Annotated in this window: 13 protein-coding genes and 1 pseudogene; 6 read left to right on the forward strand and 8 right to left on the reverse strand. The window is 59.1% G+C overall.

Going from position 1 to position 14,026, the window contains the following annotated elements; all coding sequences use genetic code 11:
* Nucleotides 1–6 precede the first annotated feature (6 nt).
* The 6 genes from AB4N76_RS14340 to AB4N76_RS14365 form a co-directional block, all read right to left on the reverse strand.
* On the reverse strand, nucleotides 7–783 hold the full coding sequence (locus tag AB4N76_RS14340) for an N-acetylmuramoyl-L-alanine amidase (RefSeq protein ID WP_046031050.1): 777 nt from the start codon (nucleotides 781–783) through the stop codon (nucleotides 7–9).
* A 103-nt stretch (nucleotides 784–886) separates the two neighbouring features.
* Nucleotides 887–2,881 (reverse strand): GGDEF domain-containing protein, encoded by a 1,995-nt coding sequence (locus AB4N76_RS14345; RefSeq protein WP_460164577.1) that lies wholly within the window; start codon nucleotides 2,879–2,881, stop codon nucleotides 887–889.
* The gene (locus AB4N76_RS14350) at nucleotides 2,878–3,756 is read right to left on the reverse strand and encodes an endonuclease/exonuclease/phosphatase family protein (protein WP_046031052.1); all 879 of its coding nucleotides are present in this window, start codon (nucleotides 3,754–3,756) and stop codon (nucleotides 2,878–2,880) included. The genes AB4N76_RS14345 and AB4N76_RS14350 overlap by 4 nt, the downstream gene beginning before the upstream one ends.
* Nucleotides 3,757–3,770: 14 nt before the next feature.
* Nucleotides 3,771–4,412 carry a thiol:disulfide interchange protein DsbA/DsbL gene (locus AB4N76_RS14355; RefSeq protein WP_460164578.1) on the reverse strand — a complete coding sequence of 214 codons (642 nt, stop codon included), beginning with the start codon at nucleotides 4,410–4,412 and terminating at the stop codon, nucleotides 3,771–3,773.
* A gap of 200 nt (nucleotides 4,413–4,612) precedes the next feature.
* Nucleotides 4,613–5,242: a c-type cytochrome gene (locus tag AB4N76_RS14360; RefSeq protein ID WP_077430967.1), complete on the reverse strand. Its 630-nt coding sequence runs from the start codon at nucleotides 5,240–5,242 to the stop codon at nucleotides 4,613–4,615.
* Nucleotides 5,243–5,288: 46 nt separating this feature from the next.
* Nucleotides 5,289–5,579 carry a c-type cytochrome gene (locus AB4N76_RS14365; protein ID WP_046031055.1) on the reverse strand — a complete coding sequence of 97 codons (291 nt, stop codon included), beginning with the start codon at nucleotides 5,577–5,579 and terminating at the stop codon, nucleotides 5,289–5,291.
* 191 nt (nucleotides 5,580–5,770) lie between these two features.
* On the opposite strand from AB4N76_RS14365, the pseudogene yihA reads away from it, so the two are divergent.
* Nucleotides 5,771–6,411: pseudogene (gene yihA, locus AB4N76_RS14370) on the forward strand (ribosome biogenesis GTP-binding protein YihA/YsxC).
* A 297-nt stretch (nucleotides 6,412–6,708) separates the two neighbouring features.
* On the opposite strand, the gene polA reads toward yihA, so the two are convergent.
* Entirely contained in the window at nucleotides 6,709–9,480 is a 2,772-nt protein-coding gene (polA, locus tag AB4N76_RS14375; protein ID WP_460164579.1) for a DNA polymerase I, read from the reverse strand.
* 74 nt (nucleotides 9,481–9,554) lie between these two features.
* Between polA and AB4N76_RS14380 the strand changes: the two genes are divergently transcribed.
* Both AB4N76_RS14380 and AB4N76_RS14385 read left to right on the forward strand, forming a co-directional pair.
* Nucleotides 9,555–9,845, forward strand: a complete 291-nt coding sequence (locus AB4N76_RS14380; protein WP_046031057.1) for a DUF2782 domain-containing protein — start codon at nucleotides 9,555–9,557, stop codon at nucleotides 9,843–9,845.
* 57 nt (nucleotides 9,846–9,902) lie between these two features.
* Nucleotides 9,903–10,853, forward strand: coding sequence for a homoserine kinase (locus tag AB4N76_RS14385; protein WP_460164580.1), 951 nt, complete (start codon nucleotides 9,903–9,905; stop codon nucleotides 10,851–10,853).
* A gap of 120 nt (nucleotides 10,854–10,973) precedes the next feature.
* Here the strand turns inward: AB4N76_RS14385 and AB4N76_RS14390 are convergent, their stop codons facing one another.
* A complete protein-coding gene (locus tag AB4N76_RS14390) occupies nucleotides 10,974–11,894 on the reverse strand; it encodes a zinc ABC transporter substrate-binding protein (protein WP_046031120.1) in 921 nt (306 codons plus the stop codon).
* 66 nt (nucleotides 11,895–11,960) lie between these two features.
* Here AB4N76_RS14390 and zur point away from each other — a divergent pair, with 66 nt between their 5' ends.
* Genes zur through znuB form a run of 3 tightly spaced genes read left to right on the forward strand, consistent with a single transcriptional unit; the run spans nucleotide 11,961 to nucleotide 14,009 of the window.
* Nucleotides 11,961–12,443: a zinc uptake transcriptional repressor Zur gene (zur, locus tag AB4N76_RS14395; protein ID WP_046031059.1), complete on the forward strand. Its 483-nt coding sequence runs from the start codon at nucleotides 11,961–11,963 to the stop codon at nucleotides 12,441–12,443.
* On the forward strand, nucleotides 12,443–13,228 hold the full coding sequence (znuC, locus tag AB4N76_RS14400) for a zinc ABC transporter ATP-binding protein ZnuC (RefSeq protein ID WP_046031060.1): 786 nt from the start codon (nucleotides 12,443–12,445) through the stop codon (nucleotides 13,226–13,228). The genes zur and znuC overlap by 1 nt, the downstream gene beginning before the upstream one ends.
* Nucleotides 13,221–14,009, forward strand: a complete 789-nt coding sequence (znuB, locus tag AB4N76_RS14405; RefSeq protein WP_046031061.1) for a zinc ABC transporter permease subunit ZnuB — start codon at nucleotides 13,221–13,223, stop codon at nucleotides 14,007–14,009. Before znuC ends, znuB begins: the two co-directional genes overlap by 8 nt.
* The last annotated feature ends 17 nt before the right edge of the window (nucleotides 14,010–14,026 follow it).

Here is a 14,026-nt window from a genome sequence, read left to right on the forward strand (position 1 = left end):
GTGCCATTATTTTGTCTGATTCAAGACTTGCAGGAGCGCCGCGGTTTCAGCGTCCGGGGTGCCATCGAAACGGGAGGGGCGGAAATGCATCTGAAAAGCCGCCAGTACCTGACGCGTCGCTACGTCCAGCTCACCGGTTTGTGGCGTGGCATAACCCAGCGTTGCCAGTTGCCCCTGAAACCAGCTGATGCTCGGCAGTTGTGCGGCAAACCGTACTTGCTGGCGCGCAACGGCCTGTTGGTTTGGCCAGATACCAAGGCCTTCGGCGGCCAGGCGTTTCCAGGGAAACAGCGGGCCGGGATCGAGCTTGCGTCCCGGCGCAATGTCGCTGTGGCCGATGATGGCGCGGGGATTGATGTGGTAACGCTTGCTGATGTCCTTGAGCAGGACGATCAACGATTGCACTTGATCTTCGCTGTAGGGGTACCACTGGCGCCCGGTGGGAGTGTCTTTGAAGCCAGGGTTGACGATCTCGATGCCGATGGAGCTGGAGTTCAGCCACGTCCGGCCTTGCCATTCGCTTTCACCCGCATGCCAGGCGCGATAATTTTCATCCATCAGCTTATAGATGGTGGCGCCCTTGTCGTCGCCAATCAGGTAATGACTGCTGACTTCGCCATGGGTCAGCAACTGCAGTGAGCGCTCTAGCGAGGCGTTGGTGTAATGCACCACCACGAACTGGATACGGCTGTCGTAATTGGCCGAAGGATGGCTGGTGTCGATCCGGGGGCCGCTGGCGCAACCGGCCAACAGCAGCGACACAATGAGAGCGAGATATTTCATGGCAAGAGACAGTACACACAAGACAGTAATGCAACAGTGTAACGTACTGCCTTGTGTGCCGACGGCAAATGCTCGGTTTTAAACAAAATGGAACAATTGGCCGTTAGCCGGCCTCCACACGATTGCGCCCGGCGTTTTTCGCACGATACAGCGCCTGATCGGCTCTTTTCAGCGCCATATCGCTATGTTCGCCGGGTTTGAATGCTGTAAGCCCCATCGAAATAGTGATGGTGACTCGCTCACCTTTGAAGTGGAAAGGGCAGGCTTCGATCGCGGCGCGCAAGGTTTCCAGCAGTTTTGCACCGACTGCTGGCACCGTGCCGGGCATCATGAGAACGAACTCCTCGCCGCCAAATCGTGCGATGAAATCAGTCCCGCGCAGTCGCTTGCGCAGCACATTGGCGATGATTTTCAGCACCTTGTCGCCGGCCAGATGGCCATAGTTGTCGTTGATGCTTTTGAAATGATCGAGATCAAGCATGGCCAGCAGCAAGGTATTGCCGTGCCGCTGCCACTGGCCGATTTCGTGCTCCAGGCGTTCGCTCCAGGCGGCGCGATTGGGCAGGCCAGTGAGCGGGTCGATCAAGGCCTTCTGGCGCTGCTCTTCAAGGTGTTCACGGTAACCCAGCGCTTCCTGTTCCATGTGCGCCACCCGTTCGGCCAGGCTGTGTAACCGGGCCGCAACCTCCTGCTCACGCTCGTCGCGTTGTTTCTGGTGATGGTCCATGGTGCCGAGCAGGCCTTCAAGGTGACTCTCCAGTACCTGCTTGAGATCGTCCAGGTCCGCCGCTTCGTGCATGCTGCTTTGCAGGCCATCGACCTGTTCGCGGATTTGCGAATCCATCTGGCGCGCCGCTGAACGGCTGTCCGCGTGGCCTTCGCTGGCGGCCTGCAAGTTACTCTGGAAGGACTCCAGGCGTTCATTGAGTTGCTGTAGATAGACTTCGAATTCGTGTTGACCGCTGTCGTTGATCGCCAGCATCAAGGTCGCCAGATCGTCGAGGATCGGGATCAATTCGTACCAGTTCAAACCGTGTTGAAGGCGATCGCGCATCGCTTCAGCTTGTGGGCGGTGGCGTTCCGGTAACGTCAGGTCCTCGAGAAGACCCAGCAGCGTGTCTTCGATGTGCTTGGCGACGGAGCTATAGGACGGCTCTGGTGAGTCGGGCAAGACGTAGAGGAAGTGCTCTGGTTCAGTGTGTTCCGTATGGGTCAACTCGTCAGGATTGATTGCCGAAGTGGCTGGCGCAAGGACGGGAAGGGCGGGCACTTCCAGGACTTCAATGTCTGACGGCGTGTGTGGTTCTGCAGCGGACGCGCATGGGGTGTCTGGGTGAAGGACGGGCGGGACAAACGCCACCACTTCAGCAGTGACTACCGGTGACGCTTCAGTTTCCAGTGGCTCAGGTGCAGCCGCGTCGGGGAGAGGAGCATGTATTGCCGGCTGCTCGGTTGACTGCGTGTCCTCGTTGGGTGTGGGAACGACGGGCGCGATTTCGGCAGCCGTTTCCACAGGCTGCGCAGCCGGTGTGTGCACGGCTTGAGCAACCACTTGCGGAATGTCCTCATCCGCTTCGCGACCGCCGAACAGTCGCTGCAGAAAACCGGGGCGTTCAGGCTCGGCAGGGTTCTCCAATTGGTTCAAGGCTTTGCCTTGCAGGCCGCTTAGTTCACTGAGCAGTAACGGAATCTCACGGGCCTGACTGACTCTTCCATCGAGCCTTTTGGCAAAGCTCTTGAGCGGTCGACTCACTTCCCGGGGCAGCGGCAATGATTGCAGCTGCGTGACCAGCGCGGTCAGTGCGGCGCTGGTTTGATTGACCCGGGTTGCCCGGCGCTGCTCGGAATCGAGTACGGCTTTTTCCAGGCGCGGCAGCAGGGCGGCCAAACCGGCGTCCATGTCATCGGTACGCACGACTTCGCGCATTTCCTTCATGCATTGGTCGACGGCACGGTCCGTACCTTCTGCCGCCAGCGTGCTACGCACCAGCCCACGGCGCAACAGGTCGAGTCGGGCGTCCCAGCGACGTTCGAGCTTTTCCTGTTGTTCGATGTTTTTAAGGTATTTCTCTTTCCAGCGCTGTGTTTCGTCGCTCATTCATGGGATCCGCGAAGGGCAGGACTCAACGCGGGCAATGCATCGGCCGTGAGCGAACCCGGCAGACGAATTTCTACCGCGACCGGCAGGTGATCGGAAATGGGCTGTGCCAAGACCTCGACCTTTTCAAGGGTCAGCGTGGGGCTTAGCAGAATATGGTCCAGGCAGCGCTGTGGGCGCCAGCTGGGGAAGGTCGCTTCCAGTTGCGGCGCGAGCAGGCCGAGGTCGCGCAACGGGGAGTTTTGCAGCAAGTCGCTGGCATGGGTGTTCATGTCGCCCATCAGCACCTGGTGTTTATAGCCGCCAATCAACTCGCGGATATAGGCCAGTTGCATGCTGCGGGCGCGGGCACCGAGCGCAAGGTGCATCATGACCACCACCAGCGCTTCCGGACCTTCGCCGAAACGTACCAGAATCGCCCCGCGACCCTTGGGCCCCGGCAGCGGATGGTCCTCGATCACCCATGGGCGCAGGCGGCTGAGCACGCCATTGCTGTGCTGGCCGAGGCGTCCGAGATTGCGGTTGAGTTGTTGATACCAGTAAGGAAAGGCGCCGAGTTGGGCCAGGTGTTCGACTTGATTGACGTAGCCTGAGCGCAGACTGCCGCCATCGGCTTCCTGCAAGGCGACCAGATCGAAGTCGCCCAGCAGGTTGCCGATTTTTTGCAGATTGTCGGCACGCCCGGTATGCGGCAACACGTGTTGCCAACCCCGGGTCAGATAATGCCGGTACCGCTCGGTACTGATGCCGACCTGGATATTAAAACTGAGCAAGCGCAGACGACTGTCTGCGGGCAAGCCCGTCGACTCCAGATGATGTTCGTTGACCCGTGGATCATGCAGGCCAACGATGCGTTCAGTACCCCATCGGCGCATGGCAGAGGCAGCCCTTAGTTGGCGGCAGCCTTGTTAGCCGCTCGCTCTTTGTCGACCAGTTTATCGGCCAGTTGCAGGGCTTGCTCGGCACCGCCGGCAGAGCCCACGTCGAAGCGATACTTACCGTTGACGATCATGGTGGGTACGCCAGAAATCTCATACTTCTTGGCCAGCTCTTTGGCCTGAACGATTTTGCCCTTGATGGCGAAGGAGTTGAAGGTGGCTAGGAACTTGTCTTTATCGACGCCCTGAGTGGCCAGGAACTCTGCCATTTCTTCTGGAGTAACCAATTTTTTGTGTTCTTTCTGGATCGCTTCGAAAACGGCAGCGTGAACCTTGTGCTCGACGCCCATGGCTTCAAGGGTCAGGAACATCTGGCCGTGTGCGTCCCAAGGGCCGCCGAACATGGCTGGAATGCGGACGAAGTTGACGTCGGAAGGCAGTTTCTCAACCCATGGATTGATCACTGGTTCAAAAGCGTAGCAGTGTGGGCAGCCATACCAGAACAGCTCGACGACTTCGATCTTGCCAGGCACGGCGACCGGAACCGGATTGGTCAGTTCGACATAAGGGGAGGCGGGGGCTTCGGCGGCTTGGGCAGTCATGCCGAACAGGCTGGCAGCGACGAATGCGGCGCTGATGATCAGATTACGCATGCTTTACTCCTGGACAATTTTAGTCGCCTCGCGCGACCTGTTTTAAGACAGGTCATGGCGGGCGTGAGTTCTGTAGTGTAACGGCAGCGGCCACAAAAAAGGGCGGCCAAAGCCACCCTTTTTATGCTTGCATCGACGGATTAATCGAGCGTTAACGTTGCAGGAGGTGTCCATCGCTCGCAACGCTCGATCAACCGGCCTTAGTGCAGGCCTTGAATGTAACTGGACACTGCCGCGATGTCTTCGTCGCTCAGCTTTTTGGAGATGCTCTGCATCGGCTTGGTGTCGCCATCGTTGGTGCGGCCGGCTTCTTCCTTGCGGAAGTCGGTCAGTTGCTTGGCGATGTATTGAGCGTGTTGGCCGCCCAGGTGCGGGAAGCCGGCAGCTGCGTTGCCTGTGCCATTCGGCGAGTGGCAACCGGTGCAGGCTGGCAGGCCCTTGGCCAGGTCGCCGCCGCGGAACAGTGCTTCACCGCGAGAAACGACTTTCGGGTCGGCGGCGCCAACGCTGCCTTTCTGGCTGGCGAAGTAGGCGGCGATATCGGCCAGGTCCTGGTCGCTCAGGTTGGTCAGCAGGCCGGTCATTTCCAGAACGGTGCGCTTGCCCGACTTGATGTCGTGCAGTTGCTTGGTCAGGTAGCGTTCACCTTGCCCGGCCAGTTTTGGAAAGTTAGGCGCCATGCTGTTGCCATCCGGGCCGTGGCAGGCGCCACAGACGGCGGCTTTTGCCTGGCCGGCTTTTGCGTCACCGGGCTGTACTGCACCATCTGCAGCATGGGCAATGCCAGAGATCCCCACGGTCAACAGCAGACTCACGATCAGTTTGTTCATCAGCTAATCCAACTACGGCTAAGGGTTAAAGAGTTATGGACCGGGATCACTCGCTCATCCACTGGATGATGGCCTGGTAATCCTCGGCACTGCAGTCCATGCACAAACCACGCGGCGGCATCGCCTTGAAACCCTGGGTCACGTGTTGCACCAGCGTCTCCATACCTTTCGCCAACCTCGGCGTCCAAGCTTCCTGATCGCCTTTTTGGGGCGCCATGGGTAGTTGGCCAGAATGACAGGCACCACAAACACGGTTGTACACAGCTTCCGGATCCTGTGTAGCCTGAGCGCTGTAAAGCGGTATCAAGACACCGGCAGCTAGCAGCCATTTCGTCATAAAACGACCTTTTCAGGGTTGAGAGCGTGCTGCGTTCTAGTGCGCAATCATGGTCAATCGCTCTCGTGAACTTCATCCTTCGCTGGGACAAAGCGCACACAAAATCTGCGGCATTATATACTGGCGTCACTGAAACGGAAACGACACCGCTTGCCGCGTCCATTCCCGGCGCCGCCCACATCGGAAATCCCATGCAACTCAAGAATCCCATCCTCGGCCTGTGCCAACAGTCCACCTTCATGCTCAGCGCTGCCAAAGTCGATCAATGCCCGGACGATGAAGGCTTTGAAGTGGCCTTTGCGGGCCGTTCCAACGCCGGCAAGTCCAGCGCGTTGAACACGCTGACGCACGCCAGTCTTGCGCGAACCTCGAAAACTCCGGGGCGCACGCAGCTCTTGAACTTCTTCAAGCTAGACGATGATCGTCGTCTGGTCGACCTGCCGGGTTACGGTTATGCAAAGTACCTATCCCGTTGAAGCTGCACTGGCAGCGTCACCTGGAAGCATATCTGGGTGGTCGCGAGAGTTTGAAAGGTCTGATTTTGATGATGGACATTCGTCATCCAATGACCGACTTCGACTTGTTGATGCTCGATTGGGCCGTCGCCAGCGGTATGCCAATGCACATTTTGCTGACCAAAGCCGACAAACTGACTTACGGAGCGGCAAAAAACGTCCTGCTCAAAGTGCAGGCAGATATCCGTAAGGGCTGGGGGGATGCGGTCAGTATTCAGCTTTTTTCCGCGCCAAAACGTCTGGGCCTGGAAGACGCCTACACTGTATTGGCAGGCTGGATGGAGCTGGCGGACAAGGGTTCCGAGGCCGCTGAATAAGGCTTTTAAGCAAATTCAGGGCAAAAAAAACCCCGGACTTCTATGGGGAGGGGGAAGTTCCGGGGTCCAAGTTCCGGACCGCTAGGGCGGGGTCCAGATATCTGCCAACACTTAACACAACATAGGAGCATCGAAGGGCTTCACCAGCCATTCAGTTACTCTGAGTGGTGGTTGATGGATAAGTTCCGAAGAAGTTCCAAACCCATTGGAAATAAGCCCCAGCATTTTTCGAAATAAGGCTCTTGGCCTTTGTCTGCCGCGGCACTATGCCGCAGCAGAAAGCGCCTTTCAGACGGCTCAGTGAGCCTCATCCCAGTTATTTCCGACCCCAACCTCTACCAGCAGCGGCACATCCAGCTTCGCAGCGTCGCTCATGTGGATGCGAATTTCCTCACGCACCTGATCGACCAGATCTTCACGCACCTCCAGCACCAATTCATCGTGCACCTGCAAAATGACTTTGGCGTCGAGGCCTGACGAGGTCAGCCAGTTGTCCACGGCTACCATGGCTTTCTTGATGATGTCGGCCGCCGTGCCTTGCATCGGGGCATTGATCGCCGTGCGTTCGGCGCCTTTGCGCAGGGCCGGGTTTTTCGCGTTGATTTCTGGCAGGTACAGACGACGACCGAAGATCGTCTCCACGAAACCTTGCTCGGCCGCCTGGGCGCGAGTGCGTTCCATGTATTGCAGCACGCCTGGGTAACGGGCGAAGTAGCGATCGATGTACGCCTGAGACTGTTTGCGATCTACACCGATCTGCTTGGCCAGGCCAAACGCGCTCATGCCGTAGATCAAGCCGAAGTTGATCGCCTTGGCGCTGCGACGTTGATCAGTGGTCACGTCCGCCAGTTCAACGCCGAAGACTTCGGCCGCGGTGGCCTTGTGCACGTCCAGATTATTGCGGAAGGCATGCAGCAGGCCTTCGTCTTTGGCCAGGTGGGCCATGATTCGCAGTTCGATCTGCGAATAGTCCGCCGCCAGTAGCTTGTAGCCGGTTGGTGCAACAAACGCCTGACGAATTCGACGCCCTTCGGCGGTACGGATCGGAATGTTTTGCAGGTTGGGATCGCTGGACGACAAGCGCCCGGTCGCGGCCACGGCCTGGTGATAGGAGGTGTGAATCCGCCCTGTGCGCGGGTTGATCTGCTCCGGCAGACGATCGGTGTAGGTGCTTTTCAGCTTGCTCATCGAGCGGTATTGCATCAGCACTTTGGGCAGCGGGAAATCCTGCTCGGCCAGTTCTGCCAATACGGCTTCGGCGGTGGAGGCCTGGCCCTTGGCCGTTTTACTGAGGACCGGCAGGCCGAGTTTTTCGTACAGGATCACGCCCAATTGCTTCGGTGAACCGAGGTTGAATTCCTCGCCGGCGATGGCAAACGCCTCACGCTCGAGAGCGACCATTTTCTCGCCCAGTTCAACACTCTGGATACCCAGCAGGTTGGCGTCGACCAGCGCGCCCTGGCGCTCGATGCGTGCCAGCACGGGCACCAGCGGCATTTCGATTTCGCTCAGGACTTTGCTCAGGCTCGGGATGGCATTGAGTTTTTCTTGCAGGGTTTGATGCAGGCGCAGCGTCACATCAGCGTCTTCGGCGGCGTAAGGGCCGGCCAGTTCCAGAGAGATCTGGTCAAACGTCAGCTGCTTGGCACCTTTGCCAGCGATGTCCTGAAAACTGGTGGTGGTGTGATTCAGGTACTTGAGCGCCAGGCTGTCCATGTCGTGACGGGTCGCCGTGGAGTCCAGTACGTAGGATTCGAGCATGGTGTCGAACGCGATGCCCCGCACGGTAATGCCACAGTCCTGATCGCCGCCGATGGCGCAGTTGGCGAGGATGTTCATGTCGAACTTGGCGTGCTGGCCAACCTTAAGCTTGTTCGGGTCTTCCAGTATCGGTTTCAGCGCGCGAAGCACGGTGTCGCGGTCCAGTTGATCCGGCACACCCATGTAGGAGTGGGTCAACGGAATGTAGGCCGCTTCGTTGGCTTGTACCGCGAACGACAGGCCAACCAGTTGCGCCTGCTGCGCATCGATGCCGGTGGTTTCGGTGTCGAAGGCGATCAGCTTGGCGTCGTTGAGCTTCTTCAGCCACAGGTCGAAATCCGCCTGGGTGAGGATCGTCGTGTATTTGAGTTCTGTCTCGGCGGCAACTTCTTCAGCCACCGGAGCGGTGACTTCCTGCCCGGAACGCTTGGCGTCGCGCTGGTTGTCTTCGAACCAGCTCTTGAACTCCAGCAGGGTGTAGAGCTCGGCGAGTTTGTCGTGATCCGGTTTGCCCATTTGCAGGTCATCAAGGCCGATGTCCAGCGGTACGTCGATCTTGATGGTTGCCAGTTGATAGGAGAGAAACGCCATCTCCTTGTGTTCTTCGAGCTTGGCCGGCAGGGTTTTGGCCCCGCGAATCGGTAGGGTCGGGACGATATCGAGCTGCGCATACAGCTCGGTCAGGCCGCCATTCACGCCCACCAACAGGCCGGAAGCGGTCTTCGGGCCAATACCCGGAACGCCCGGGATGTTGTCGGAAGAGTCGCCCATCAATGCCAGGTAATCGATGATCTGCTCGGGAGCGACGCCGAATTTCTCCTTCACGCCCTCCACGTCCATGCTGCTACCGGTCATGGTATTGACCAAGGTAATGTGGCCATCGACCAGTTGCGCCATGTCCTTGTCGCCGGTGGAGATGATCACCGGGCGATCGGCCGCTGCGCTGCTGCGCGCCAGGGTGCCGATCACGTCATCGGCCTCGACGCCTTCGACGCACAACAGTGGGAAGCCCAGGGCGATCACGCTCTGGTGCAGCGGCTCGATTTGCACGCGCATGTCGTCGGGCATGCTTGGACGATTAGCCTTGTATTCGGCGTACATGTCATCGCGAAACGTCCCACCCTTGGCATCGAACACCACGGCGAACGGACTGTCCGGGTATTGCTTGCGCAGGCTCTTGAGCATGTTCAATACGCCCTTGACCGCTCCGGTCGGCAGGCCTTTGGACGTGGTCAGCGGTGGCAGCGCGTGAAAGGCGCGGTACAGGTAAGAAGAACCGTCCACCAGGACGAGGGGGGCTTGGCTCATGAGCAGGATCAACCTTTTCGGCGGGTCCGGCGCTAGAATAGCGGGACCGTTGACGACAAAGGGACAAGGTTATCATGCGCACACTAAATCGCCTGTTGCTGGCTGGCTTGTTTGCAATCACACCGATAGCCGTCATGGCGGCGGACGATGCGCCGACACCGGAACCGGAAGTGACCATCCACACGGAAGGGGACAAGGTCATCCAGGAGTACCGTCAAAACGGTTTCCTGTACGCGATCAAGGTCACGCCGAAGGGCGCGCCGCCGTATTTTCTGGTACGCGCCGATGGAACAGATGCAAACTTCATCCGCTCGGATCAGCCGGATATGCTGATTCCGTCGTGGAAAATCTTTGAGTGGAAGTAGTTTCTTAATTTCAATCGGCGCTGGCTCACGAGCGGCGCCCGTACTGGCAGTTTAAACATGTCTGTGTTCACCCCCCTGGCTCGGCCCGAGCTGGAAGCTTTTCTCGCCCCTTATGGCCTCGGCCGCCTGCTTGATTTCCAGGGGATTGCTGCCGGTAGCGAAAACACCAATTTCTTTATCAGCCTGGAGCAGGGCGAGTTCGTCCTGACCCTGGTCGAGCGCGGTCCGGTTGATGAAATGCCGTTTTTCATCGAACTGCTCGACGTTCTGCATGAAGCTGATTTGCCGGTGCCTTACGCGCTGCGTACCACCGACGGCATTGCCTTGCGTGAATTGGCTGGCAAGCCTGCGCTGCTGCAGCCGCGCCTGGCGGGCAAGCACATCAAGCAAGCCAACGCACAACATTGCGCGCAGGTCGGTGAACTGCTCGGCCATCTGCACCTGGCCACCCAGGCCAACATGATCAAGCGCAAAACCGATCGTGGCCTGGACTGGATGCTGGAGGAGGGCACGCAGTTTCTCTCTCATCTGGATGCCGAACAGCGTGAACTGCTGCAGCGGGCGCTGGACGAAATCACACAGCAGAAAGAGAAAATTCTGGCACTGCCGCGGGCCAATATCCACGCAGACCTGTTCCGCGACAACGCGATGTTCGAAGGCACGCACCTGACCGGGTTGATCGACTTCTACAACGCTTGTTCCGGGCCGATGCTCTACGACGTGGCGATTGCCTTGAACGACTGGTGTTCCGATGAGGGCGGTTTGATCGACGGGCCAAGGGCGAGGGCATTGCTGGGGGCTTATGCGGCGTTGCGCCCGTTTACAGCGGCCGAGGCCGAGTTGTGGCCGACGATGCTGCGCGTGGCGTGCGTGCGGTTCTGGTTGTCACGGTTGATTGCCGCAGAGTCTTTCGCCGGGCAGGACGTGCTGATTCACGATCCTATGGAGTTTCAATTGCGCTTGGCGCAGCGGCAGAAAGTCAGCACACCGCTTCCTTTCGCCCTTTAAAAGCTTCGCGAGCAAGCCCGCTCCCACATTGGAACTGCGCCAGCCACAGAATTTGTGTGCACAGGAGATCCAATGTGAGAGCGGGCTTGCTCGCGAATGGGGGCGACACAAATGTCCGGGTTACAACGACTCCAGGCACCCCGCCAAATCATTCCCCAACTTCTCCAGCACCTGCTCATATCCTTGTGCAGTCGCGGGTGTGTATCCGCCCAGCGCCTCCAGTTCCGCCAGTTTCACTGGCAAACCGGCCACCAACGTTTCCGCCAGGCGCGGACGCAACGGCGGTTCACTGAACACGCAAGTCTTGCCGACTTCCTGCAATCGCGCGCGCATTGTCGCGACGTGCTGGGCGCCCGGCTGTACTTCGGCAGCGACGCTGAATACGCCAGTGTGCTTGAGGCCGTAAGCGTCTTCGAAGTAGTCGAACGCTTCATGGAATACGAAATACGGCTTGCCCGCGATCCCCGCCAGTCGCGCCTTCAAGCGCAGGTCCAGCGCATCCAGTCGCTCGTCGAACGCTTTCAGGTTGCTTTGATAACGCGCCGCATTGGCCGGATCGGCAGCACTCAGGTCGGCGGACATTTTTGAGGCGATCACGCGAGCATTGACCGGTGATAACCACAAATGCGCATCCAGCGTGCCCGGGCGGTGATCGTGGTCATGTTCGTCGGCATCTTCGGCGTGAGATTGACTATCTTCGGCGAAATGTCGAAGTTTAAGCCCAGGCAAATCCTGCACGGCGACGCTCGGCAGCGTACGACCGTTAAGCACGCGCGGCAGGAAGCCTTCCATGTCCGGCCCGATCCAGTAAAGCAGATCGACCGATTGCACCTTCCGTACGTCGGAAGGACGCAAGGCATAGTTGTGCGGCGAAGCCCCTGGCGGTAGCAACACTTCCGGAATCGCCACGCCATCCTGCACCGCAGCGGCAATCAGCTGCAGGGGTTTGATGCTGGTGAGGACTTTGACCTCGGCGTGCGCCGAACCGATCAGCAAAAAACTTGCGACAAATGCGACAAAGATAGAAAAAAGTCGGGACACGATGACCACTCGAAGAGGCGAGAACGGGTAACATAATAACGTCTCTCACAAAACTCGTCGCCGCTCATGCCTAAAACACCGATTGCCAGCCGTCCCCACGACCACTCTCATTGCGTGCATAGCGCATTGTCTGAGGCCGATGCCTTGTGCGCTCGTCAGGGATTGCGCCTGACCGCGTTGCGCCGCCGGGTGCTGGAACTGGTGTGGCAAAGCCACAAGCCGCTGGGTGCGTACGACATTCTCGCGGTGCTCAGTGAGCAGGACGGCCGTCGTGCCGCGCCGCCGACCGTGTATCGCGCGCTGGATTTTCTCCTGGACAACGGCCTCGTACACCGCATCTCCTCGCTGAACGCCTTCGTCGGCTGCAATCATCCGGGGCACGCTCACCAAGGGCAGTTCCTGATTTGCCGCGAATGCCACGCCGCCATTGAACTCGAACAGCAGTCCATCAGTGACGCCATCATTGGTAGCGCCAAGGATGTTGGATTTATTGTCGAAGGCCAGACCGTAGAAGTGGTCGGCCTCTGCTCGGGCTGCCAGGGGGCTTGATGAGCAATGCGCTGATCCGTCTTAAGCAAGTTGCCGTCACGTTTGCCGGGCAACCTGTGCTGGATAACATCGAGCTGAGTGTCGAGCCAGGGCAGATCGTCACCCTGATCGGCCCTAACGGTGCCGGCAAGACTACGCTGGTGCGCGCGGTGCTCGGCCTGTTGAAACCGGACAGTGGCAGTGTCTGGCGCAAGCCGAAACTGCGCGTTGGCTACATGCCGCAAAAACTTCATGTCGACCCGACGCTGCCGCTTTCAGTGCTGCGCTTCTTGCGCCTTGTACCGGGCGTGGATCGTGCCATGGCCTTGGCGGCACTGCAGGAAGTCGGCGCCGAGCAGGTCATTGACAGTCCGGTGCAAAGCGTTTCCGGCGGTGAAATGCAGCGCGTGCTGCTGGCCCGAGCCCTGTTGCGCGAGCCGGAATTGCTGGTGCTCGACGAACCGGTGCAAGGTGTCGACGTCGCTGGCCAGGCCGAACTCTATAGCCTGATCACGCGACTGCGCGACCGTCATGGCTGCGGTGTGTTGATGGTTTCCCACGATTTGCACCTGGTAATGAGCACCACCGACCAAGTGGTTTGCCTCAATCGCCACGTCTGCTGCTCCGGCCATCCTGAACAAGTCAGTGGTGATCCGGCGTTCGTCGAGCTGTTCGGCAAGAACGCACAAAGCCTGGCGATTTATCACCACCACCACGACCACGCCCATGATCTGCATGGCTCAGTGGTCACCGCCGCTTCGGCAGCCCAACCCCACGTTCATGGAGATAGCTGCAAGCATGGCTGATTTTCTGCTCTACGCCCTGCTTGCAGGTTTGGCCTTGGCACTGGTGGCGGGCCCGCTGGGTTCGTTCGTGGTCTGGCGGCGCATGGCCTATTTCGGCGACACCTTGTCACATGCCGCTCTGCTGGGCGTAGCGCTGGGCTTTCTGCTGGATGTCAGCCCGGCCGTTGCGGTCACCGTCGGCTGTCTGCTACTGGCGGTGTTGCTGGTGACGTTGCAACAACGCCAGCCGCTGGCGTCTGACACGCTTTTGGGAATACTCGCACCGAGCACCCTCTCTTTGGGCCTGGTGGTACTAAGCTTCATGCACGAAGTGCGGATCGACCTGATGGCGTATCTGTTCGGCGACTTGCTGGCGATCAGCCCGACCGATCTGGCCTGGATCCTTGGCGGCAGCGCAGCCGTGTTGGCCCTGTTGGTGACGTTGTGGCGGCCGTTGCTGGCAATCACGGTGCATGAAGAACTGGCCAAGGTCGAAGGTTTGCCAGTGGCCTCGCTACGATTGGCCCTGATGCTGCTGATCGCCGTGGTGATCGCGGTGGCGATGAAAATCGTCGGCGTTTTGCTGATTACGTCGCTGTTGATCATCCCGGCGGCTGCGGCACAACGTCACGCCCGGTCGCCGGAGCAGATGGCACTGGGCGCGAGCCTGCTGGGCATGCTCGCGGTCTGTGGCGGGCTGGCGCTGTCGTGGTTCAAGGACACACCGGCAGGCCCATCGATTGTTGTGACGGCTGCCGCACTGTTTCTGCTGAGTTTTGTCCTGCCCCGTCGAGGGGTGTAGACTTGCTCGTTTTTTGC

The organism is Pseudomonas sp. S2_F03 (genome assembly GCF_054668335.1).

Excerpts from the sequence above, each read along its gene's own strand:
- AB4N76_RS14340 (WP_046031050.1), bottom strand. The coding sequence starts at position 783 with ATGAAATATCTCGCTCTCATTGTGTCGCTGCTGTTGGCCGGTTGCGCC.
- AB4N76_RS14345 (WP_460164577.1), bottom strand. The coding sequence starts at position 2,881 with ATGAGCGACGAAACACAGCGCTGGAAAGAGAAATACCTTAAAAACATC.
- AB4N76_RS14350 (WP_046031052.1), bottom strand. The coding sequence starts at position 3,756 with ATGCGCCGATGGGGTACTGAACGCATCGTTGGCCTGCATGATCCACGG.
- AB4N76_RS14355 (WP_460164578.1), bottom strand. The coding sequence starts at position 4,412 with ATGCGTAATCTGATCATCAGCGCCGCATTCGTCGCTGCCAGCCTGTTC.
- AB4N76_RS14360 (WP_077430967.1), bottom strand. The coding sequence starts at position 5,242 with ATGAACAAACTGATCGTGAGTCTGCTGTTGACCGTGGGGATCTCTGGC.
- AB4N76_RS14365 (WP_046031055.1), bottom strand. The coding sequence starts at position 5,579 with ATGACGAAATGGCTGCTAGCTGCCGGTGTCTTGATACCGCTTTACAGC.
- polA (WP_460164579.1), bottom strand. The coding sequence starts at position 9,480 with ATGAGCCAAGCCCCCCTCGTCCTGGTGGACGGTTCTTCTTACCTGTAC.
- AB4N76_RS14380 (WP_046031057.1), top strand. The coding sequence starts at position 9,555 with ATGCGCACACTAAATCGCCTGTTGCTGGCTGGCTTGTTTGCAATCACA.
- AB4N76_RS14385 (WP_460164580.1), top strand. The coding sequence starts at position 9,903 with ATGTCTGTGTTCACCCCCCTGGCTCGGCCCGAGCTGGAAGCTTTTCTC.
- zur (WP_046031059.1), top strand. The coding sequence starts at position 11,961 with ATGCCTAAAACACCGATTGCCAGCCGTCCCCACGACCACTCTCATTGC.
- znuC (WP_046031060.1), top strand. The coding sequence starts at position 12,443 with ATGAGCAATGCGCTGATCCGTCTTAAGCAAGTTGCCGTCACGTTTGCC.
- znuB (WP_046031061.1), top strand. The coding sequence starts at position 13,221 with ATGGCTGATTTTCTGCTCTACGCCCTGCTTGCAGGTTTGGCCTTGGCA.